We start from the raw sequence: 22,771 nt of genomic DNA, 5'->3' as shown, positions 1-22,771 counted from the left end.
ACCATGCAACAGTCCCACGCCTACAACGACACCAGTCTGGCCCTGACCACCCGTATTCTCGACGCCAAGGCAGGCAAAAATCTGTCGTGGCAGGATCTCACCGACGGCACCGGCCTGAGCCTGGCGTTCGTCACCGCCGCCCTACTCGGCCAGCATCCTCTGCCGGAAAACGCTGCCCAAGTAGTAGGTGACAAACTTGAGCTGGATGCAGCCGATGTATCAGCGATGCAAATCATCCCGTTGCGCGGCAGCCTCAGCGGTGTGCCGACCGATCCGACCATCTACCGTTTCCACGAGATGATCCAGATCTACGGCACCACCCTCAAAGCCCTCGTTCATGAGCAATTCGGCGACGGCATCATCAGCGCGATCAACTTCAAACTGGACATCAAGAAAGTCGAAGACCCGGAAGGCGGTTCCCGCGCCGTGGTCACCCTCGACGGCAAATTCCTGCCCCTGCGTCCGTTCTGATGTGCCCCGGCCCGCCGCACCTCGCGTGCGGGCCCACCGATCTCCATTGAAGAGGACATGCACATGAAAGCCCTGATCGACGGTTTCCTGAAGTTCCAGAACGAAGCCTTCCCGCAACGCACCGAACTGTTCAAACACCTGGCGACCACCCAACAGCCCGGCACATTATTCATCACCTGTTCCGACAGCCGTGTCGTGCCGGAACTGCTGACCCAGCAAGAACCCGGCGAGCTGTTTGTGATCCGCAACGCCGGCAATATCGTGCCGTCCTACAGCCCTCATCCGGGCGGGGTGTCGGCGACAGTGGAATATGCGGTGGCGGTGCTTGGCGTGACGGACATTGTGATCTGCGGACACTCCGATTGCGGTGCGATGACGGCGATTGCGAAGTGCAAATGCATGGATCACCTGCCCGCCGTCAGTGGCTGGCTACAACATGCCGAGTCGGCAAAAGTGGTGAACGAAGCGCGGCCGCATGCCAATGACGCGGCGAAATTGAGTTCGATGGTGCGCGAAAACGTGATCGCGCAGTTGGCGAATATCCAGACCCATCCGAGTGTGCGCCTGGCCCAGGAGAAAGGCCTGCTGAATCTGCATGGCTGGGTGTATGACATCGAGACTGGCTCGATCGATGCGCTGTCCTCGGACCGCCGCACCTTTGTGCCGCTGGCCGAACAACCGGCGGCTTGCGCAGTTCAGGCAAACACCACCGAAGCAGCCTGAAATACACTTTGCCCCCTGTAGGAACTGCCGAAGGCTCGGGCCTTCGGCAGTTCCTGCACAACGCAGTCAGCGTTTTACGGTCAGGTCGATCTGGCTCATGCGACTACGCACCGTAAACACACCATCCCCCGAAAGAATCGCGCTGCGCGCAAACAACCGCCCACTCTCCCAGTTCGAAAGCCCCAGCTCAGGCTTGTTCAGTGCGTACTGGCCATCGACCCATCGGGTGATGCCATTGCCCACAAACGGCGCATTCACCGCGTTGTAGAACCGCTCCTGAACCTGCGCATCTTCGCTGATCAGCGACACGGTAAATTGCGGGCTGTAGCGGTTGAACAGCGCAATGGCCTGATCCAGATCTTCAACGATCATCAGGCTGACTTCCGGCGTTTCCTCCCATTCCCACTCGCGACCCAACGCAGATTCCGCCAGTGGTTCGGCCAGTGCTTCGGTCTGATAACCCTCGGCGCGATAGACCTCGACCGTCGCGTTCTGCCATTCAGTGGGCAGGCAACTTTCGCTGCCTTCAACGATGTGCAATTTGCAGCCCTGGCCGCGCGCGGTGCCGGCCTGTTGCAGCGCATCGAGGAACAGTGGCACCAATTCGGCGGCGCGCTCGCGCTGAATCAGGCAGACGTTCAGGGTGTTGCAGACTTTGCGATCCAGCGAATTGCGTACCACCGCCGCAAAGCGTTTGGCATCAACTTCACGATCGGCAATCAACCACGCCCCACCGGTGCCATGCAGGCTGACCGCAGTCCCGGCCTGCTGGGCAATGCTGCCCAATTGACTGACCGCGCGCCCCGAACCACGAGCCACCGCCAGCGACAGACGCCGATCGGCAAACATCGCCCAACCGGCGGCGTGATTGACGCTCTCCACCAACGACACCGCGCCCGCCGGCAGACCGGCCGCAGCCAACGCCGGGTTCAGCGCATGTGTGACGATGGCTTGCGCCGTCCCCAGCGCATCGCTGCCAATCCGTAGCACCGCCGTATTACCGGTACGCAAGACACCGGCCGCATCGGCGAAGACGTTAGGGCGACCTTCAAAGACAAACGCGACGATGCCCAGCGGCGAGACGACTTGCTCGACCTTCCAGCCATCGTGTTCAACGCTGCTGATGACTTTGCCGCGCGTCGCCGGCGCATCACGCCAGGCACGCAGGCCGGCAATCATATCGCCGCGCATACGCTCGTCGGCGAGCAGACGCGTGGTGGAACGCCCGCGTGCCTTGGCCCGCTCGATATCGGCGAGATTGGCGGCTTCAATCTGTGCCCAGCAATCCGGTGTTTCCAGGCGCTGCGCGAACAGATCGAAGAATTGACTGATCGCCTCATCGGACACCGCCGACAGCGCGGTAAATGCCGCTGCCGCACGTTCGATCGCGACAGAGGCCGCTTGTTGATCGGCGACCGGAATCAGCAACAGTTCGCCACTCACCTGCTCAACCAGCAGGTGATCACCGGGCTGAAAGCGCGCGGCCAGTTCGGGGCTGACCACGGTGACGCGGTTACCAGCGAAAGGGATCGGCGTGCCAGCAACCAGACGTTCGAGCGCAAGAGACATGAAGCGGATTCACCATGCAGAGGGCGGGCGCAAAATGTATAGGATTCTTCGCTGAAATACACCTTCCGCAAACACCGCTATCCCTGTGGGAGCTGGCTTGCCAGCTCCCACAGGATTTTGTGGTGTTTGACTGATCGGGTCAGAACACGGACCAGCCAATCCGCGAACTGAGCATCTCCAGCGCCGCCATCCCCGCCAGCGAATTCCCCGCAGCATTCAACTCCGGCGACCACACGCACACAGTGAACTGCCCCGGCACCACCGCGACGATCCCGCCGCCCACGCCACTTTTACCCGGCAGGCCAACGCGATAGGCGAAGTTGCCCGCCTCGTCATACAGTCCGCTGGTGGCCATGATCGAGTTGACCTGCTGGGTCTGGCGGCGCGTCAGTATCTGTTCGCCACTGTGTTTGCAGAAACCGTCGTTGGCCAGAAAGCAGAACGCGCGGGCCAGATCAATGCAGTTCATGCGCAGCGCGCAATGGCTGAAATAGCTACGCAGAACCGACTCGACGTCGTTGTGGAAGTTGCCGAAGGATTGCATCAGGTACGCCATCGCCGCGTTGCGCGCACGGTGCTGATATTCGGAATCAGCGACCTTGGCGTCGATCATGACTTGCGGATTGCCCGACAGGCGCCGGACAAAATCACGCATCGACAGCGTCGGTGCGGCGAAGCGCGACTGGTTGATGTCGCAGATCACCAGCGCACCGGCATTGATGAACGGATTACGCGGTCGGCCACGCTCGAATTCCAGCTGCACCAGCGAGTTGAACGGCTGACCGGACGGCTCATGGCCGAGGCGTTCCCAGATCGCCTCACCCGAGTGATCAATCGCCTGCACCAGGCTGAACACCTTGGAAATACTCTGCACCGAGAACGGCGTCTCGGCGTCGCCGGCAAAATACATCTCGCCGTCGTTGCCATACACGGCGATGCCCAACTGATTGGCCGGCACGGTGCCGAGGGCAGGAATGTAGTCAGCCACTTTGCCCTGACCGATCAGGGGCCGGACAGCGTCCAGGATCTCGTTCAACAGCGCTTGCATGCCGGGTTCCGAAGTCTCGCCCCATGGGATTGCGGGGACACTGGGGCTAGACGCTGCCGGCGCGGGTCGAATCACACCGGCGGGTGTCGAGCAAAATGTTCCAGGCTCAAGCGCACACCCCTGCTATCGGAGAGCACCTGGTGACTGCCTTCACAGTCTTTGACAGTTTCCCGACAAAGCTGCCAAAGATTGCTGGCCGGCAGCCACCTAGCATGGGCGCATCCACATTACTCTCGGGTGCCTCATGCCAGTTCCGTTTCGCACACTCTCCTTGTCTCTGACTTCCCTTTGCTTGCTGATTCCCGGCGGTTCGTTGCGCGCCGAAGACTGGCACACGACCCTGCATGCAGGCGTGGTCAACGCGCCGCGCTACAGCGGCAGTGGTGAGCGGGTAACGGCGCCGCTGGTGGGTGTCAAAGTGGTCAGCCCCCAGGGCTTTTTTCTCGACACGGGTCGGGGACTGGGTTGGGGGTTTGATGAAGACAATTTCGGTCTCAGCGTCTACGTCGGGGCCAGCGATGTGCGCAAGGATCGCAAGAGCGGATTCAAAGGCTCTGACGAGTTGAACGGCATGGGTTCGATCAAATCACGCCCGGTGTTGGGCGTGGATGGCAGCTACCACATGGGGCCGATCATTCTTGGAGCGAGCTTCGAGCATGCGCTGGAAAAGGACGACGATGACCGCGACACCGGCTCGTCGTGGAACCGACTGAAGCTGAGTATCAACTTGCCGTTGTATGAAGGTCGATATGGCAAAGTGATCGGCGGGTTGAACAGCCAGTTTGGCGATGGCGATTACCTGCGCACCTGGTACGGCGTCAGCTCGGCGCAGGCTGCGCGCAGCAAGTTCGGCGCTTATGAGGCGAAAGGCGGGCTGGTCAGTCGCGGTGGAGAGTTGACCTGGACGTTGCCCATTGATGAGCGCTGGAGTGTGTCTTCGGTGCTGGCGGTGCAGTACCTGAGTAGTGAGGCGGCGGACAGCCCGATTGTCGACCGCAGGTTGCAGACTTCAGCGGTTGGGCAGGTGGCGTACAGCTTTTGATTTTGTGGCGTCTTTGATGACCTCATCGCTGGCAAGCCAGCGATGGGGCCGCCACTGACAGTGCAATCAATCCAGATGCGCCCAGGTCATGCGAAACGACGCCCCGCCCCAAGGCGAATCCCCGACTTCAACCTGCCCGCCATGAGACTGCGAGACCCTCCGCACCAACGCCAACCCCAGGCCAAAGCCACCCGTGCGGCGATCCCGGCTGGCATCCAGCCGCGAGAACGGTTCAAAGATCTTCTCCCGACCATCCACCGGCACCCCCGGCCCGTCATCGTTGACCCGCACTTCGTAGTAATCACCCGTGCGCACCAGCGTCACCTCAACACGCTGCTCGGCATAGCGAATTGCATTGCGCAGCAGGTTGATCACCGCCCGTGCCATGAACCGCGGCTCGATGCGCACCGTGTCGAGGCGGCAATCACCGATCAACAACTGCACCCCCGCCGCCTCTGCCTCTAGCGCCACACTGCCGACCACGCTGTCCAGCCATCTCGCGCTTGATCACCGTCGCGCCGCGCTCGAGGCTGGCATAGGTCAGCAGCTCGGAGACCATTTCCTCCAGCTCGCCAAGGTCGGCGTACATATCGGCAATCAGTTCGCGATTCTGGCTGGCGTCCGGAGACTGCTTGAGCTGATCGAGCTCAAACGACAGCCGCGCAATCGGCGTGCGCAGTTCGTGGGATACCGCATTGGTCAATTCGCGCTGATTGGCGATGAGGCTTTCGATACGTGCGGCCATCAGGTTGAAATGCTCGGCCAGATCACGGATGTTCGAGCGTTTGGACAGCTGAATGCGTACTGACAGATCGTTGTCGCCGAAACGTTCGGCGGCCAGACGCAGTTTTTCCAGATCACGCCAGTGCGGGCGCACCCAGAAGAACAGGACGAAACCAATCATCACCGCGATCATCAGATACGCCGCCGCAAGGTAAAACGGCATCAAACTGGGCTCGGCCGGCAGACGGATACTGAGCAACTGCGAGCCGCCATCAATTGAGCCGATGTAGTGGGTGTACTTGTCGCGGATCACCAGTCGCCCTTGAGCCAGCTCGGTTTTTTCCTTGTCGCTCAATGCCAGTTGTTCGGCTTCAACCAGCGTCAGCCCCGAACCGTAGTGCGGGCGAATGGCCTCAAGCTGCTTTTCCCGTGCCGGGCCGTCGAGGCCACGCAATAGCTCGCTCAGCGTCCAGACCTGCCCGCGCATCGCCTCGCGGTTGTAATCCTCCATCTGATAATCGAGCAGCGCGTCGAATGTGCGCTCGACCGTCTGCAGAGCCAACACCAGCCCCACCGTCATCACCAGAAACAGACCGAGAAATAACCGCAGCATCTAAAGCTCCCACGCAAACGGATTGAACAGATAACCCTTGCCCCACACGGTCTTGATGCACACCGGTTCGCGTGGGTTGTCCTTGAGCTTGTTGCGCAATTTGCTGATGTACACGTCGACGCTGCGGTTCAGCCCATCGAAGGCAATGCCGCGCATACGGTTGAGGATGTCATCGCGTGAAAGCGTATTGCCGGCCGCACTGGCCAGCAACCACAGCAGCTCGAATTCCATGGTGGTCATTTCGATGATCTCGCCCGCCAGGCGTACCTCGCGGCAACTGCGGTCGATGCTCAACTGACCGAATTCCAGAGAACTGACCACCCCACTGTCCGGCGCCTGCCGCCGCTGCAATGCGCGCAATCGGGCCAGCAATACCGGCGGTTTGATCGGCTTGATCACGTAGTCATCGGCACCGGACTCAAGGCCCAGAATGTGGTCGAGATCGTCTTCCTTGGCGGTCAGAATCACGATCGGCGTGTCCGACACACTGCGGATTTCCCGGCACACGTGCAGACCGCTCTGCCCCGGCAGCATCAGGTCGAGCACCACCACTTTCGGTTTGAACTCATGGAACGCGGCCACGGCCAGATCACCGCGATGCACCGTGCGCACCTCGTAGCCGTGCTGTTCGAGGAAGTGCGCGATCAGTGCGGCAAGGCGCTCATCGTCTTCCACCAGCAGGACTTTGCCAAAACCCAGGTTATCCATAACGACCATTTGCCAACCCATGTGTGAAGTGGGCGCCATTATGGCGGCAAACATTGTTGTGGCGTTTACAGCGGGCAGCAAAAACCGGCCACTGGGGCCGGTTTTCGGTGATGTTTCATACTCTTAAGAGTTTTTAACAATCTCAGGCAGGTACGCCGCTATGGAAACGGAACTCGTCGTCCGGCGATTCGATCAGTTCTTGCTCGGCAGCACGCACTTTCTCGATCACCTGAGCGATGTCTTTTGCATCGCCATATTGATAAGCCAGCTTCAGATAACCCTGAAAATGCCGCGCCTCGCTTTTCAGCAGGCCAAAGTAGAACTTACCGAGTTCTTCGTCCAAATGCGGCACCAGTGCTTCGAAACGCTCGCAACTGCGCGCTTCGATAAACGCCCCGACCACCAGCGTATCCACCAGTTTCACCGGCTCATGGCTGCGTACCACTTTGCGCAGGCCCGAGGCGTAGCGGCCGGCATGCAACTGACGCAGCTCGATCTTGCGGCGCTTCATGATGCGCATGACCTGTTCGTGGTGCACCAGTTCTTCCCGGGCCAGACGCGACATCATGTTGATCAGATCGACGTGGGAATGGTACTTGGCTATCAGGCTCAGCGCGGTGCTGGCCGCCTTGAACTCGCAGTTCTTGTGGTCGATCAGCAGGGTTTCCTGATCGGCCAGTGCCGCCTGCACCCAGGCGTCGGGTGTGCGGCAGCCAAGGAATTCGTGGATTTCGGGAAGGATCATGGGGCTCACGGTAAAAGGTGTTCGAGCGAAGGGCGCCGATTATACCGGCCTGTCCGCAGACCACCAGCGGCGGGTGTTGATATGCATCAAGTCGCAGGTGTTGGAGCAGCAACTATAGTTGTGCAACGCCGTGCCTTTTCTTTGCTGGAGACTCCGCTCATGCAAGCCATTCGCAGCATTCTGGTGGTCATCGAACCCGAACACTCGGAAAGCCTGGCGCTCAAGCGCGCCAAGTTGATCGCCGGGGTGACCCAGGCCCATCTGCACCTGCTGGTGTGCGACAAGAAGCACGACCACGCCGCCATGCTCAGCGTGCTCAAAGCTGCGCTGCTGGAGGACGGCTACAGCGTGACCACTGAGCAGGCGTGGAACGAGAGCCTGCACGAAACCATCATCGACGTGCAGCAGGCCGAAGGCAGCGGATTGGTAGTCAAACAGCATTTCCCCGACAGCTCGCTGAAAAAAGCCCTGCTGACCCCGGCGGACTGGAAGCTGCTGCGCCACTGCCCTACTCCGGTGCTGTTGGTGAAAACATCCACGTCCTGGAAGGACCGGGTGATTCTGGCCGCTGTCGACGTGGGCAATGTCGACGGTGAGCACCGTCATCTGCACACCACCATCATTGATCATGGCTATGACATTGCCAGCCTGGCCAAGGGGCATCTGCATGTGATCAGCGCCCATCCCTCGCCGATGTTGTCGGCCGCAGACCCCACGCTGCAACTCAGTGAGACCATCGAGGCGCGCTATCGTGAACAGTGCCGGTCGTTTCAGGCGGAATTCGATGTCGACGACGCACATTTGCACATCGAAGAAGGCCCGGCGGATGTGTTGATTCCGTTTATGGCGCACAAGCTGCAAGCGGCGGTGACCGTGATCGGCACCGTGGCGCGCACAGGCTTGTCAGGGGCGCTGATCGGCAATACCGCTGAAGTGGTGCTGGATGAGCTGGAAAGTGATGTGCTGGTGCTCAAGCCGCAGGAGGTTGAGGATCATCTGGTGGAGTTGACGGTGAAACATTGAGAATTGTGTTGTTGACAGGGCCTCATCGGTGGCAAGCCAGGCTCCCACAGGATTTGAGGTGTGACCACTTTCTCGACATTACCTCGAAACCTGTGGGAGCTGGCTTGCCAGCGATGCTTTTCAGGCGCCGAAGGCGTCCTTCAAAAAGCCAGGCGCGATGTAGCGCTGATAGTGCGCTTCCGACAGCAGGAAGAATTCCCGATCAATGGCATCGCGCAACTCCGGCAGATTCCAGTCACGAAACTCCGGCAGCAGCACCATGCCATACGCTTCGAGATTAATGATCACCCGCGCCCCCCGGGCAATCAGCTGATACGCCCAGCAATATTCCGACTGATGCGGCACGAAGCGGATCTTGCGCTGTTCCAGCTGCTGGCGAAGGCGCGCGGGATCGAAAATTTCGACCTTGCCCGCCATCACTTGTGACAGCAATTGTTCCAGGCGCAACCACACCGCACGCTTTTCCTCCTCACCGTAACCATTCCAGTTGATCACTTCGTGATGGAAACGCTTGCAGCCACGGCACACCAGATCACCGTAAACAGTGGAGCAGAGGCCGACGCAGGGGGTCTTGATGGTCTGATTGGGCATAAGGTAGACAAAGGCACTGAAACGCGGAACAGGTCGGCATGTTAGCCCTTTGTCTAACATTCATCACCCCTCAAACATCAGGGACGAACTTACCTTTAATTTTTTTTTGCCGTAGAATCAGCCAGCCTTTTAAGGCGCCAATGTCCGTTAGAAGCTGTTTTCAAAGCGTCACGAGCACAGTCGTTCCTTCAGAGCGGTGTTGGCGAAGGGTTTTTCCAGCGGGGAAAAACCCAACGCCAACCCTCATCAGCTCCCCGTTCTGCAGGCGTAAAACTTTGAAAGCAGCTTCTGTAAGGAATGGTCGGTAATTCTGGCTAAGTGGCCCACAACGCCACGCAGCGCATGAGTACGACCATTTCGGGATGAGCGTCCCGGACACCCATTTGGGACCACTGATGAGGGTAATAACTGTGCTTGAAGCCTACCGCAAACATATCGAAGAGCGTGCAGCCCTGGGTATCGTTCCCCAGCCGCTTAACGCCGAACAAACAGCAGGCCTGGTCGAGCTGCTGAAAAACCCTCCGGCTGGCGAAGAAGAATTCCTCGTTGACCTGATCACCAATCGCATTCCACCGGGCGTGGACGAAGCCGCTTATGTCAAAGCAGGTTTCCTGTCTGCACTGGCCAAGGGCGAAGTTTCCTCCCCTCTGCTGGACAAAAAACGCGCTGTAGAACTGCTCGGCACCATGCAGGGCGGCTACAACATCGTGACCCTGGTTGACATGCTGGACGACGCCGAACTGGCGCCAGTCGCTGCCGCGCAACTCAAGCACACCCTGCTGATGTTCGATGCGTTCCACGACGTGGCGGAAAAAGCCAAGAACGGCAACGCTCACGCCCAAGCCGTGCTGCAATCCTGGGCTGACGGCGAGTGGTTCAAGAACCGCCCGACCCTGGCCGACAAGATCAGCCTGCGCGTCTTCAAAGTAACTGGCGAAACCAACACCGACGACCTGTCCCCTGCTCCAGACGCCTGGTCGCGTCCAGACATCCCGCTGCACGCCCTGGCCATGCTGAAAATGGCTCGCGACGGCATCGTTCCTGATCAGCAGGGCGCCATCGGCCCGATGAAGCAGATCGAAGAAATGCGCGGTCAAGGCTTCCCGATCGCCTACGTCGGTGACGTGGTCGGTACCGGTTCCTCGCGTAAATCCGCTACCAACTCGGTGCTGTGGTTCTTCGGCGACGACGTGCCTTACGTGCCGAACAAGCGCGCTGGCGGTTTCTGCTTCGGCAGCAAAATCGCACCAATCTTCTACAACACCATGGAAGATGCCGGCGCACTGCCAATCGAGTTCGACGTTTCCAACATGAACATGGGCGACGTGATCGACCTGTACCCGCATGCTGGCAAAGTCTGCAAACACGGCACCGACGAAGTCCTGACCACCTTCGAAATGAAGACCCCGGTTCTGCTGGACGAAGTCCGCGCCGGCGGCCGTATCCCGCTTATCATCGGCCGTGGCCTGACCGAGAAGGCTCGCGCCGAGCTGGGTCTGCCAGCGTTCGATCTGTTCAAGAAGCCTGAAGCACCGGCTGAAAGCACCAAGGGTTTCACCCTGGCGCAGAAAATGGTCGGCAAGGCTTGCGGTCTGGCAGAAGGCCAAGGCGTTCGTCCTGGCACCTACTGCGAACCGAAGATGACCACCGTGGGTTCTCAGGACACCACCGGTCCAATGACCCGTGACGAACTGAAAGACCTGGCGTGCCTGGGCTTCTCTGCTGATCTGGTGATGCAGTCCTTCTGCCACACCGCGGCTTATCCAAAGCCGATCGACGTGACCACCCACCACACCCTGCCTGACTTCATCATGACCCGCGGCGGCGTTTCCCTGCGTCCGGGCGACGGCATCATCCACTCGTGGCTGAACCGCATGCTGCTGCCGGACACCGTGGGTACCGGTGGTGACTCGCACACCCGTTTCCCGATGGGCATCTCGTTCCCGGCCGGTTCCGGTCTGGTCGCGTTCGCCGCAGCCACTGGCGTTATGCCGCTGGACATGCCGGAATCGATCCTGGTGCGCTTCAAAGGCAAAATGAAACCTGGCATCACCCTGCGTGACCTGGTTCATGCCATTCCTTACTTCGCTATCCAGAACGGTCTGCTGACCGTCGAGAAGAAAGGCAAGAAAAACGCCTTCTCCGGCCGCATCCTGGAAATCGAAGGCCTGGAAGGCCTGACGCTGGAACAGGCTTTCGAACTGTCCGACGCCTCGGCCGAACGTTCGGCTGCCGGTTGCACCATCAAGCTGTCGAAAGAGTCGATCACCGAGTACCTGAACTCCAACATCACCCTACTGCGCTGGATGATCGGCGAAGGCTACGGCGATGCACGTACTCTGGAACGTCGCGCCCAAGCGATGGAAGCCTGGGTTGCCAACCCTGAGCTGATGGAAGCCGATGCCGACGCCGAATACGCCGAAGTCATCGAAATCGATCTGGCCGACATCAGCGAGCCTGTACTGTGCGCGCCAAACGATCCGGACGACGCCCGTCTGCTGTCCAGCGTTGCTGGCGAGAAGATCGACGAAGTGTTCATCGGTTCGTGCATGACCAACATCGGTCACTTCCGCGCTGCCGGTAAACTGCTGGATCAGGTCAAAGGTCAGCTGCCAACCCGTCTGTGGCTGTCGCCGCCGACCAAAATGGACGCTCACCAACTGACCGAAGAAGGCTACTACGGCATCTACGGCAAGGCTGGCGCACGCATGGAAATGCCAGGCTGCTCGCTGTGCATGGGTAACCAGGCACGCGTTGAGCCGAACAGCACCGTGGTGTCGACGTCGACCCGTAACTTCCCGAACCGTCTGGGCGACGGCGCGAACGTCTACCTGGCCTCGGCTGAGCTGGCGTCCGTTGCTTCGATCCTGGGTCGCCTGCCGACCGTCGAGGAGTACATGGAATACGCTGGCAAGATCGACAGCATGGCGGCCGATATCTACCGCTACCTGTCCTTCGACCAGATCGCCGAGTTCCGTGAAGCTGCTGCGAACGCCAACATTCCGGTCGTTCAAGCCTAACGCTACAACGCAATAAAGAACGCCGCCCATCGTGAGATGAGCGGCGTTTTTTTATGCCTGCTGAATAGTCAGAGCCTGTCCCGGCCTCATCGCTGGCAAGCCAGCGATGGCGGCATGTCAGGCGACACCTCTGATGGGCGCCAGACAGGCGAAAAAAAGCCGCTGCACACATCGTGTACAGCGGCTTTTGTTACTGCGATCTATTGATCTTGCTTTACAGCGACAGCTTGTAAACCAGCGCCGAGATAGCCACCAGACCAACAGCGGTGACAAACACGTTCGACGCCTGGCCACGATAACGGGCCATCGCCGGTACTTTGCGAATCGCGTACATCGGCATCAGGAACAGAATCGCTGCGATCACTGGGCCACCGACGGTCTCGATCATGCCCAGGATGCTTGGGTCAAGAGTTGCGACGATCCAGCAGATTACCAGCATGAACGCCGCCACCATGCGGTCCAGCGCCTTGGCGCCCGGACGCTTGCCACTCTTGATGATCAGGCCTTTGAGACCTTCGCTGGCACCGATGTAGTGACCGAGGAACGACTTGGAGATCGCCACGAAAGCAATCAACGGCGCCGCAAACGCAATGGTCGGGTTGCTGAAGTGGTTGGCCAGGTACGACAGGATCGACAGGTTCTGATCCTTCGCTTGCGCCAGTTGCTCCGGCGACAGGGTCAGCACGCAACTGAACACGAAGAACAGCACCATCACCACCATCAACAGGTGGGCGCGGCAAAGAATCTGCGAGCTGCGCTGGTCAGCGTTGTCGCCATAACGACGCTTCTGATCCACCGCAAACGCCGAGATGATCGGTGAGTGGTTGAACGAGAACACCATCACCGGAATCGCCAGCCACAGCGTGTGCAGCAACGCCGACGGTGGTGGCACTTGCGAAGCGGTGGCGAGGATGCCGCCATTCCAGTGTGGAATCAGGTAAACCGCCAGAAACAACAGCGCGACGATGAACGGATAGACCATCAGGCTCATCGCCTTGACGATTGCCTGCTCGCCGCAACGCACCACCGCCAGCAGACCCAGGATCAGCACAAACGACAAAATCGCCCGTGGTGGCGGCGTGATGTGCAGTTGATGTTCGAGAAAGCTGGCAACCGTGTTGGTCAGGCCCACGCTGTAGATCAGCAGGATCGGGAAGATGGCGAAGAAGTACAGCAGCGTGATCAGTGCACCGGCCTTGATGCCGAAATGCTCCTCGACGACATCTGTGATGTCGGCGCCTTCGCGACCGGAGAGCACGAAGCGGGTCAGGCCACGGTGTGCGAAGAACGTCATCGGGAACGCCAGCAACGTGAGAATCACCAGCGGCCAGAAGCCACCCAACCCTGCGTTGATTGGCAAATACAGGGTGCCGGCGCCGATGGCCGTCCCAAACAGTCCCAACATCCAGGTGGTGTCCTGGCGATTCCAGCTCGAAAGTTCAGCGGGTGCTGCTGCATCAAAGCGTTGGTCGACGCTTTTGGCCTGATCATTCATCCGGTCGGATCTCCGCATTCCGGTCACTTGCCACTCGGTCAGGACGCGTCGGAAAAAACCGACAGACATGCTCCGGCCGAAACAGGGGCGCGATTCTCCGCGATAAATGAGCAGAAGCAAAGACTTAGCTGAGGAATGGTTGTGCGGAGCAGAACAGAGGGGTGTCGTTTTTGGGGAAATTGCTGTCGGCTTCAGGTATGTTCGGCGTCGTTTTTTAACATGTCTTGCGCCGAACTTGCCGAGGACGTTTCAAAGCGAACGGAGAACTATCGTCCCAATGATGAGCACTACCAAGGCAAATAGCGCCCCCATGCTGAACCTGAATAACTCTGAGCGGATTTCCGCTGGTGAGAGGTCTTGCGCTTCTTCAGCAAGTTCGGCGCCCTCCTGATACAGACGTTCAATTCTGGCAACACGTTCTTCTAGGGTCATGATTATTCTTTTCCGGGTTAACTTAAAACTTGATCAAAAGAGTTAATACAGCAGCAAGCGCGGTCAGCCCCCCAGTGCCTACCGCGACTGGATACCAGAATTTTTCTCGCTTTAATTTGCCTTCCTCCGCCATGAGCTTGAGTCTCTCAACAACGAGTTTACGAATTTCATTTTGAAGCCTTTCGAGTTCCAGATTTTCCCGATCGTTCTGAAGCATGCGCCTTCCTTGGCTGTTGGCAATGACTGCCGGGACTACTTTGTACCCTCATGATTTCCTATTCATCACCTGCCGGATAGCGGACGAATCCGGCGGATTTGTAGGCAAAATCCGGGAATCGGGTAAGCAGCCTCATACAAAGCCGCCATAGCAACAGTGGCGGAGCTACACGCCCCGCCACCGCGTGGGTCTACTGCGCCGGCACCCATTTATCGAGCACTTGATTGACCGCCAGCTCAGCCAGCATCACGTTCTGCGCAATGCCCAGCGCCGTTTGGCGATGCGTACCTTCAAGCAGTGCGGCGAAGTTGTTGAGCGTGACGTTGACCGAGCCAAGGGTTTCGCTGGCGTCGGCCAGCAAGGCTTCGTTACTGGCGGCCGGGTTGGCCATGTACAGGCAATTGGGGACGTAGGGCGCGGCCATGATCTCGGCGGCTGAAGGGGCCAGGTAATGGTCGAGGGCGCGCTCGGCGGCTTCGTGGAATTTCTTGGAGTTGGGGGATTCGTAGGGGGATGCCGGATCGAAGATCGGCGGGTTTGGCGTTACCTTGAACATGGGTGCTTCCCTCTTGTAAGGGCTGCAACCGTTCCGCCGCTAAGCAAAAGGGTGGCAGCTGTGCGCAAGTTAGCGGACCGGTAAGCATCCCAAACCCGGCGCATCCGAAGATGCCATGCGCACAGCCACCATCGAGCGCAGACAAAAGTCTGACTTGATAGGACTTGTGTACAACCGGGGATGCATATCGGGCCGCTAAGCCCGATCACTGGAAATCAGTGATGCAGACCAAGTTACCGACCGCCCTCCAGGCGCACAAGCCGGCGGATTCTGGCGTACGCGTAGGCAACGGCGCAAGAATTTGTGGGCATTGGCACGTAACTTCGGGTGTCTTTAAACAGACGCATCAAATTGCGTTTATCAACCCAAGAACATGACGAATCGCCTGACAGATTGCTGTAAGAAAGTTGTGCTACGTGAAGACTGCCGGCCTCTTCGCGGGCAAGCCCGCTCCCACAGGGTTATGCGCTGTTCACTCAATCGTGGCCAAATCAAGAATCCCTGTGGGAGCTGGCTTGCCAGCGATGACGTCCACCCAGGCACCGGATACTTCAAATCAGCCCCAAATGGTCTAGCGTGAATGAGTCCCCCTGCCCCGCGGAGTCTCTGCCCATGCCCCTCGTTCGCGTCGACATCAGAAAAAACCCCGACCCCACCTTCGCCAAGCGCGTCGGCGAACTCATCTACGCCGCCCTGCGCAGTTCAATCGATGTGCCGGAGCACGACAATTTCCAGATCCTCGCCGAACACGACAGTCAGCACTTGATCTACGACCCGCAATACCTCGGCATCCCGCGCACTGACGGCGTGGTGTTCATTCAGATCACCATCAGCGAAGGGCGCACCGTGGAGAAGAAACAACTACTGTTCAAAAACATCGCCGAAAGCTTGCACACGCAACTGGCGGTGCGCCTGGAGGACGTGTTCATCAATCTGGTGGAAGTGAAGAAAGAGAACTGGTCGTTCGGCAATGGCATCGCGCAGTACGTCACGTGATCTGCTGAGCCAAGCTTCACGAAAGCCTTCTGACGAAGCGCCCGCGCGCTCCCCGCGACAGCTCCTACACTGCTGGAACGGAGCAACGTCCGGCCATTGCCAAACCGCTCTGGAATGAGCACTCTGCAACGACTTTCGCGACCGAACCAACAACGATCACAGGAGCCGCGCAATGCCCGCAACCGTTCTGGTACTCGTTGAAACCATCAATGATTACCTGCCGATTCTCGAGCATCAGGGCTTTCACCTGATCCTCGCCCCCACGCCTGCCGAACGCGCGCAAGCCATCGCCACCCATGGCCCGCGCATTGACGCGGTGCTGACCCGTGGCCCGCTGGGCCTGACCGCCGACGAAATCGCCGCCCTGCCCTCACTGAAAATCATCACGGTGATTGGCGCCGGTTACGAACATGTCGACCTGCAAGCCGCCAGCGACCGGGGAATTACTGTGACCAACGGCGCCGGGGTCAACGCCTCGTCGGTGGCTGACCATGCGATGGCCATGCTCTTGGCACTGGTTCGGGATATTCCGCACTGCGATGCCGCTGTGCGTCGGGGCGAATGGCCGAAGATCATGCGTCCGTCACTGGCCAATAAACGCCTTGGCATTCTCGGGCTGGGTGCGGTGGGGCTGGCGATAGCCAAACGCGCCAACCTCGGTTTCGATATGGAGATCAGTTATCACAGCCGCCAGGTGCGCAACGATGTGCCTTACGCGTTCTGCTCGACACCGACGGAACTGGCGCGGGCCTCGGACTTCCTGATCGTCGCCACGCCGGGCGGAATCGGCACTCAGCATTTGGTGACCCGTGCGGTGCTCGATGCGCTCGGCCCCACAGGTTTCATCGTCAACATCGCCCGGGCCAGTGTGATTGCCACGGCGGATCTGATAACCGCGCTTGAGCAGCGGCGCATTGCCGGTGCGGCGCTGGATGTCTTCGACCATGAGCCGCAAGTGCCGCAGGCGCTGAAAGCCCTGAGCAATGTGCTGCTCACGCCCCACGTTGCCGGTCTCTCGCCGGAAGCCACGCAAGGCACGGTGGAGCTGGTGGGGAAAAACCTGGTGGCGTTCTTCTCCGGGCAACCGGTGCTTACGCCGATCCAGTTACCGCCAAAACTCAGCAGCCAGCGCGTGCACTAAAGTACGCCGAGCAATTTCCACAAGCGCCGCGACTCAGCGTCGGCGCTGATCAGCTCACCGAGCAATTCGCTCAGCGGTTTGTTGCCCCACTCGACCCCTCGCCGGATAAGGTACGGCACCGGGCTGTGGGGTTCGGTGCGCGCCAGGTATTCGGCGATCAGCAGCAGTTGACGATACGCCTCTTCGCGATTGGCCGGTTCACGAAAGGCCAAGGCCACCGGCGCAGTTTCCTCCGGCTGCGCGACGGCAACGGGTGCTTCGACCAGAGGGGGTGGCGGTGCCGGTTGTTGTGGGTGCATGGCGATAAACTCCTGGACCAGTTTCAGCAACGCCTGAATGGTGTCCTGCAGGGGGCGCAACCCCGGCGCCAGAGCCCCCAGAAAGGCATCGCTCCAGGTGTCGAGCCGTTGCAGGTGTTGCAGGCTCAGTAGCAGATTGCCCTGAGTGCGCAGCCAGAAGGCCAGCGGCGTGGCGCGGATCTGCTCGTTGAGTTTCTTCTGTTCATTGCGCGCAGTTTCCGCCGAGGTCTTGGCGTTCTTGCTGTCGTTGGCCTGCACCTGCTGTACCTGCAAACGCCGCCAGACTTCCAGGGTGTAGGCCTCGAAATCGCTGTTGCGGCTGCCGAACAACGGCACCCGAGTGAGCAATATTTCACTGTACCGGCGCACCAGCCATTCCAGCGGAATCACCCGCCACGACTGGTCGCCATCCTCGGCCTGCGGGTGCAGGTGCTCGGGAAAGCGCTCACACAAACCGGCGACCAGCGCCAGACTGCCGGGCAAACCGTCCACCGCTTGCAGGTGCAGCCACGCCTCGCCGAGCCAGGCGCTGAGCATCAGATCCTTACTGCGCTCCAGCAACAAAGTCGTGGTCAGTTTCTCGACGTCCGGCCAGTTCGCGCGCTTGAGCGTCGATTGCCAGACGCCGGTCGGCAGGCTGGCGTCGTCTTCACGACGCAGGTCGCGCAATTGGTCGAACTCGCGTTCATAACGCAGATCGACGCCGCACGGCGCGTCCGCGTTGATCGGCGTAAGCAACTGGTCAATCAAGTCCGGCAACGTAGTCGATGGCAGGCTCACAAGTCCTCCTTCTGCGATTCAAGCGCGGCTGTACTGCCGGTCACCTGAAACGGCGAACGCGGCGCGCGAGTCGGTAATGGTGCTATCGACAGCGGCAGCTTTGAGCCTTGGCTCATCAGCGACAGGCGCACGAACATTCGTGTGAAGTCGCTGGTGACACTGTCGGGCGAGCCGGTCACGGGCAAACGCAACGTCAGCGGAAAATCGGTGTAATCCACATTTGGCTGACGCTGCACCGAGAAATGCGCGCGCATCAGGCGCAGCAACGACCACGGCCCGCCGTACTCCCACCCGGCCTCCAGATCACGCACTACCAGATTCGGTTGCAATGGATCATTGACTGGGCGCTCCTTGCCATTACGCGCCCAACGCAGGGTCAGACGAATCGGTTGGCCGACCATCCAGCGCAGGTTCGGTTGCTCGGCGGCCGGGTAGTTGATCTGTTGATTACCGGCGAGCAGGCCCCAGGCAATCACCTGATCGGCGCCCTGCTCATCATCGCGATCAGTGCGCCAGCGCACGTCCAGCTCGACGCCGAGGATGCCGCTCTTGTCGCGCACGAACAGCGGCGTCAACCAGGTGCTGGCCTGCTTCAGGCGGTTGAGAAAATCCGCTGCCGCCAGGCGTTCCGGAGTCTGGTTGGTGGCCAGACCGGCCTGAGCGACCGGCAGACGTTTGTCGATCAACTGCAGAAAATACTCAACCCGCGCCGGGTCGGCGTCCTGCATCTGCACGCCGTTGGCAAACGGGAAGCGATCCGCCAGATATTGATTGAAGTAGTTGGCCAGCTCATTCCACGCTGCGGCGGCCTGTTGCACTTGCAGCATCTGGCAACGCTGCATAGCTTCCTGTTGCAACTCCACCGCGCGCATCGCCAGGGTGCCGCGTCCCCCCGCAACGTTGGCGGTCTGCAACATTTGCAGGCAGGAATTGACGTCCATTTCGATGAAATCGCGGCTGACCAGTTGCTCGATCTGCGCTGGCGAACTGGCCGGGTTGGCCTCTTTGTATTTGCGCAGTTCGTCGTTGAGCGCACTGAACTGCGTCACGCGTTCATAATCCAGCGCCGACAGATTGGGCTGCTGCGTCATCAGCCACTGCAACGATGACGTCCGTCGTTCAGTGATGCCGAGCATGGTGTTGAACTGCTGCTTGAGGCTCAGCTTCAGATCCTGCACATCGCTGGCGCCGAACAGTTCCAGGCCGAGGTTTTTCGAACCGTCCCACTGGCTGATTTCGGCACGCCCGCCGAACAGCGGTTGCGCGGTGATTTCATCCAGGCCACCAACAATCTGCGCCATGGCACGGCGATTGAGGGCCGCTTGCAGGCGCGTGGCGAGGTCCGGGCGATGCACCTCGACGAAGGCCTTCTGCAAGGCCATGGCTTGCTCGGCCTGAACGTTGAACACGGCGTAAGGATGCGTCTGATCGTTGTGATCCTTGAGGCTCAACCACATCACCTGGGCCGCTGCACGCTCAGCGGCTTTAAGCACCGCAACACGATAGTCCGGCGGAATGCGTGGCAGTTCTTCGGCGATGTAACTGTTGTAATCGGCGAAATACTTCAGCGATTCATTGAGGTCATCGCCGTCCACGGTCTGGCCTTGCATATTGACGTTGTCTTCGCTGGCACGCAGGGCGGCCGAAACGAAGTCACGTTTGAACAGCGCCTGTATTGCGCTATCGAGCTTCACCACTTGATCTTGCAAGGCCAGTTGCCCGCTGGCTTGCTGCACCAGCAGGTTGTCCCGCGAGCCGATCTGGGCGATCCATTGATCGCGGAAACTCTGCTGCAAGCGTGACGCTTGCGTGTCGAGGTCTTGTTGGACTTGGGCGCCCAGCAATGTGCTCTTGCCCACTTTGGACAGGAAATCACCATAACCCGGCACCAATTCCTGCCCCTTGCCACGGCTCCACGTCGCATTGGTCAGGGCAATCGCCGCTTGCAGATCGTCGACCAGCGCGGTCAGGTCTTCAAGATCGCGCAGGCTGTTGCCACTGCCGGCCTCCAGTTGATCCAGGTGCAACTTCAGATAACCGGCCTTGCTGACAAAATTGTCGGCGAGAAAATACTGATCCAGCCAGCGCTGCATCAATCCGGAAAAATGACTGACGATCAGTGGCCGGTCGACGCTCAGGTCGAGCGCCTGCAAACTGCCGTCTTCCCCTGCCACCAGCAGCCGATTGTAGTAAGCCGCATAGGGCAAGGTGCCGGTGTTGAGATTCAGCGACAGCGCGTTGTTGCTCAGTTGCACCAAATCGTCCAGCGGGGTGCGCTGATTGTTTTGCACCTGATTGAACAATTGGTTCTGCTGCTCCAGACGCAGCGCCCGATCCACCAGATCGGTCGCTTTCAGATAGTTCTGCCACTGCGCCGGGTCGTCGTTTTCGACACTGCTGCGCCGGTCGGTGCTGCGGATCGCCTTGATCTGCGCCAGCTCCGCGCTCAGCAGGTCATGCAACGGCACCACCATATGGCGCTGCGTGGACTGCAAAACTTCCTGCTCGAGTTGGTTGTCGAGCGAGGAAAACCACGACGTCGGGAAAACCAGCGAGGCATAGTTCCAGTGCGGGGCGCGTTCCAGTACCCGCCAGAAGGTCTGTACGTTGCGCCGGGTCGAGTCGATCCGCTGCGCCTCATCGCTGATCGCCACGTAGCCTTTTTGTGCGCCCTGCATCTGCCGCGCCAGTTCGTGGGCATCCTTGACCGATGCCTGCCAGACCCACAGCATCGCCACCGCCCAGACTACCCCCACCACCAGCGCGATCCCCGCGGTCAGCCGTTGCCAGCGCTGGCGCAGACGCAACAGGCGCGGCACGCTGTGCGCCAGACCTCGCTCGCCAACCAGGCGCTGGCGCCACAACTGCCGGGCAAACGCGCTGCGCTGCAAGCCGCTGTCGTCCACGGCAAAACCGTCCTGCGCCTCTTCACCGGCCACGTTGGCGGTGAAATATACGCCGCGAAAACACGGCGCTTCACCTTGCGCATTGCCCTGAAACACCGGCTCCAGCACGTTCTGCAAACCGCGGCGCAAGGTCTCCAGACGATCCGGCAAGGCATATAAATCCGCACTCAGCTGCCCGGACAAGGTGCCGATTTCGATCACTGCCTCAGCCACAGCCCGGTGCAGGCGATCCAGTGCCTGATCGCTCCACTGGCCCTGCCAGACGGCATCGCGCGCATAGGGTGACGACCAGCCCAACGTGGCTTCGCTGGCCTCTTCCGGCAAGGCGCTGATCAGTTCCTGAAACCCCGGCAACTCCTCAAGACCGGTGACAATCACGTACACCGGTACGCTCAGCCCGAAGCGTTGCAGCAGGTCGATGAAGCGCCGACGCGCGGCCAGCCCCAACTGTGTTGCTTGCTCAAGATTGCTCAGCCGACTGGCCGGTACAGTCCAAATCACCGCGTCCAGCGGCCGCTTGCTGCGTAGCCGCAGGATCAGGCCCAGCAGCCGCCACCAACTGCCGCGCTGTAAATGCATGCCGTCATCCGGCAGAAACAAGGCCTGCGGCACCACCAGTACTGCGCCTTCGGGGTCTGACCACCAGCGCCCGAACCACGCCGGTTTGTCGGTCGGCTGCAGGCGCCACTCCGTTACCAGTTGTGTGCCCTGCACTTCGTCGCCGAGCATCAGCAGCCACGGCAGTTGATAGCGGTCGAGGTTGCCCTGGTCGCGTTCCATATGGCGCACGGACGCATAGAAACTGCGGATCGCCGCGCCGCTCTGGGTGCGCAACCACCACACCGCCACGCCGATGATCACCAGCAACAACAGCAACGCGACGACCCACGCAACGATCGTCAGCGGGCTCATGAGTCTTGCTCCGGCGCACTCTGCACCTCACCGCTTTGCAGTAACGGCGCCAGCTCCTGGCCGATGTCACGCCACAACCAATGCCCGAGCGCAGTCAACAGCAACACCATGGCGAGAATGCCCAGGGTCAGGCGAAAGCCATCCGGCAGCGCGGTGCGTACCGGCAACTGCAACGGTGTGGCCAGCGAGGGTTGTACCAACCGGCGGCTGACGTCGGCATAGGTGGCTTCGTCTTGCCAGGCGAAGTTGAACAGCGCCAGACGCCATTTTTCCAGTTGCGCCTGGCTGTGTTCACCGCGCAGACGGCCGTGGAAACCAAGAATCAGGCACTGCAAATACACGTTGGCCAGATCGCGGGTGGTCGGTTGTTGTTCGTCGAGAAGGGTTTGAATCGCTGCCGGCAGTTGCTCGCCGGCCTGACGGCTGGAGTACAGGCGCGACTCCAGCGGCTTATCCTGCCAGGCGCCCTGCCCCGGCCACGGCGTGAACAGCAGGGTTTCGTCGACCAGTGCAACGAACGCATAAACCAGTGCCTTGACCTGTTCGGTTGCCGAGTCACCGACCCGCGAATACGCGGTGCGCCACAAGCGTTGTGAAGCCCGGGTGGACAGCTCGACCACCGTCTCGACCAGCGCCGCTTCGTCCTCGCTGTCCTTGGGCAATTGCACCCAGTCCTGTTGCCATTGCTGCCATGTCTGGCGGAACGCGCTGCTCAACGGTGCGTCCTGCAACCCCAGGCTTGCGGCACTTCCTTGCGACAT

19 protein-coding genes and 1 pseudogene are annotated in these 22,771 nt (G+C 60.0%); 7 read left to right on the top strand and 13 right to left on the bottom strand.

Annotated features, from left to right (window positions below; all coding sequences use genetic code 11):
- The first annotated feature begins 3 nt into the window (after nt 1–3).
- Both cynS and IAI51_RS21350 read left to right on the top strand, forming a co-directional pair.
- Nucleotides 4–471, top strand: coding sequence for a cyanase (gene cynS, locus IAI51_RS21355; RefSeq protein WP_187680258.1), 468 nt, complete (start codon nt 4–6; stop codon nt 469–471).
- 63 nt (nt 472–534) lie between these two features.
- Nucleotides 535–1,194, top strand: a complete 660-nt coding sequence (locus IAI51_RS21350; RefSeq protein ID WP_187680257.1) for a carbonic anhydrase — start codon at nt 535–537, stop codon at nt 1,192–1,194.
- Nucleotides 1,195–1,260: 66 nt separating this feature from the next.
- Here the strand turns inward: IAI51_RS21350 and IAI51_RS21345 are convergent, their stop codons facing one another.
- Complete coding sequence (locus tag IAI51_RS21345) at nt 1,261–2,763, bottom strand: aldehyde dehydrogenase family protein (RefSeq protein ID WP_187680256.1); 1,503 nt, start codon at nt 2,761–2,763, stop codon at nt 1,261–1,263.
- A 139-nt stretch (nt 2,764–2,902) separates the two neighbouring features.
- On the bottom strand, nt 2,903–3,811 hold the full coding sequence (glsB, locus tag IAI51_RS21340) for a glutaminase B (RefSeq protein ID WP_187680255.1): 909 nt from the start codon (nt 3,809–3,811) through the stop codon (nt 2,903–2,905).
- A 244-nt stretch (nt 3,812–4,055) separates the two neighbouring features.
- On the opposite strand from glsB, the gene IAI51_RS21335 reads away from it, so the two are divergent.
- Complete coding sequence (locus tag IAI51_RS21335; RefSeq protein WP_187680254.1) at nt 4,056–4,853, top strand: MipA/OmpV family protein; 798 nt, start codon at nt 4,056–4,058, stop codon at nt 4,851–4,853.
- A 66-nt stretch (nt 4,854–4,919) separates the two neighbouring features.
- On the opposite strand, the pseudogene IAI51_RS21330 reads toward IAI51_RS21335, so the two are convergent.
- The 3 genes and pseudogenes from IAI51_RS21330 to IAI51_RS21320 all read right to left on the bottom strand — a co-directional run bounded on the left by IAI51_RS21330 (nt 4,920) and on the right by IAI51_RS21320 (nt 7,642).
- Nucleotides 4,920–6,189: pseudogene (locus IAI51_RS21330) on the bottom strand (ATP-binding protein).
- Nucleotides 6,190–6,897, bottom strand: coding sequence for a response regulator (locus IAI51_RS21325; RefSeq protein ID WP_187680287.1), 708 nt, complete (start codon nt 6,895–6,897; stop codon nt 6,190–6,192).
- Nucleotides 6,898–7,039: 142 nt separating this feature from the next.
- Nucleotides 7,040–7,642: a tRNA-(ms[2]io[6]A)-hydroxylase gene (locus tag IAI51_RS21320; protein ID WP_122607119.1), complete on the bottom strand. Its 603-nt coding sequence runs from the start codon at nt 7,640–7,642 to the stop codon at nt 7,040–7,042.
- Nucleotides 7,643–7,801: 159 nt separating this feature from the next.
- Between IAI51_RS21320 and IAI51_RS21315 the strand changes: the two genes are divergently transcribed.
- Nucleotides 7,802–8,665: a universal stress protein gene (locus IAI51_RS21315; protein ID WP_187680253.1), complete on the top strand. Its 864-nt coding sequence runs from the start codon at nt 7,802–7,804 to the stop codon at nt 8,663–8,665.
- A gap of 120 nt (nt 8,666–8,785) precedes the next feature.
- Here the strand turns inward: IAI51_RS21315 and IAI51_RS21310 are convergent, their stop codons facing one another.
- Nucleotides 8,786–9,256: a DUF1289 domain-containing protein gene (locus tag IAI51_RS21310; protein ID WP_187680252.1), complete on the bottom strand. Its 471-nt coding sequence runs from the start codon at nt 9,254–9,256 to the stop codon at nt 8,786–8,788.
- A 410-nt stretch (nt 9,257–9,666) separates the two neighbouring features.
- On the opposite strand from IAI51_RS21310, the gene acnB reads away from it, so the two are divergent.
- A complete protein-coding gene (gene acnB / locus IAI51_RS21305; RefSeq protein WP_187680286.1) occupies nt 9,667–12,276 on the top strand; it encodes a bifunctional aconitate hydratase 2/2-methylisocitrate dehydratase in 2,610 nt (869 codons plus the stop codon).
- A 214-nt stretch (nt 12,277–12,490) separates the two neighbouring features.
- On the opposite strand, the gene IAI51_RS21300 is transcribed toward acnB, so the two are convergent.
- From IAI51_RS21300 to IAI51_RS21285, 4 genes are all read right to left on the bottom strand, one after another.
- Nucleotides 12,491–13,771 (bottom strand): HAAAP family serine/threonine permease, encoded by a 1,281-nt coding sequence (locus IAI51_RS21300; RefSeq protein ID WP_187680251.1) that lies wholly within the window; start codon nt 13,769–13,771, stop codon nt 12,491–12,493.
- Between the two features lie 249 nt (nt 13,772–14,020).
- Nucleotides 14,021–14,203: a hypothetical protein gene (locus IAI51_RS21295; RefSeq protein WP_187680250.1), complete on the bottom strand. Its 183-nt coding sequence runs from the start codon at nt 14,201–14,203 to the stop codon at nt 14,021–14,023.
- 22 nt (nt 14,204–14,225) lie between these two features.
- Nucleotides 14,226–14,420, bottom strand: coding sequence for a hypothetical protein (locus IAI51_RS21290; RefSeq protein ID WP_187680249.1), 195 nt, complete (start codon nt 14,418–14,420; stop codon nt 14,226–14,228).
- A gap of 190 nt (nt 14,421–14,610) precedes the next feature.
- Complete coding sequence (locus IAI51_RS21285; protein ID WP_187680248.1) at nt 14,611–14,976, bottom strand: DUF6124 family protein; 366 nt, start codon at nt 14,974–14,976, stop codon at nt 14,611–14,613.
- Between the two features lie 612 nt (nt 14,977–15,588).
- On the opposite strand from IAI51_RS21285, the gene IAI51_RS21280 reads away from it, so the two are divergent.
- Both IAI51_RS21280 and IAI51_RS21275 read left to right on the top strand, forming a co-directional pair.
- Nucleotides 15,589–15,972, top strand: coding sequence for a tautomerase family protein (locus IAI51_RS21280; RefSeq protein WP_187680247.1), 384 nt, complete (start codon nt 15,589–15,591; stop codon nt 15,970–15,972).
- Between the two features lie 172 nt (nt 15,973–16,144).
- Nucleotides 16,145–17,113 (top strand): 2-hydroxyacid dehydrogenase, encoded by a 969-nt coding sequence (locus IAI51_RS21275; protein WP_187680246.1) that lies wholly within the window; start codon nt 16,145–16,147, stop codon nt 17,111–17,113.
- Here IAI51_RS21275 and tssA read toward each other — a convergent pair.
- Genes tssA through IAI51_RS21260 form a run of 3 tightly spaced genes read right to left on the bottom strand, consistent with a single transcriptional unit; the run spans nt 17,110 to nt 22,771 of the window.
- Nucleotides 17,110–18,192, bottom strand: a complete 1,083-nt coding sequence (gene tssA / locus IAI51_RS21270) for a type VI secretion system protein TssA (protein WP_187680245.1) — start codon at nt 18,190–18,192, stop codon at nt 17,110–17,112. The genes IAI51_RS21275 and tssA overlap by 4 nt on opposite strands.
- Nucleotides 18,189–22,010, bottom strand: a complete 3,822-nt coding sequence (locus tag IAI51_RS21265; protein WP_187680244.1) for a type VI secretion system protein — start codon at nt 22,008–22,010, stop codon at nt 18,189–18,191. The genes tssA and IAI51_RS21265 overlap by 4 nt, the downstream gene beginning before the upstream one ends.
- A complete protein-coding gene (locus IAI51_RS21260; protein ID WP_187680243.1) occupies nt 22,007–22,771 on the bottom strand; it encodes a DotU/TssL family secretion system protein in 765 nt (254 codons plus the stop codon). Before IAI51_RS21260 ends, IAI51_RS21265 begins: the two co-directional genes overlap by 4 nt.

The organism is Pseudomonas sp. N40(2020) (assembly GCF_014472415.1).
GTDB lineage: Bacteria > Pseudomonadota > Gammaproteobacteria > Pseudomonadales > Pseudomonadaceae > Aquipseudomonas.
Note: the sequence above shows the minus strand (reverse complement) of the source record. Positions and strands in the feature narration are given on the sequence as shown.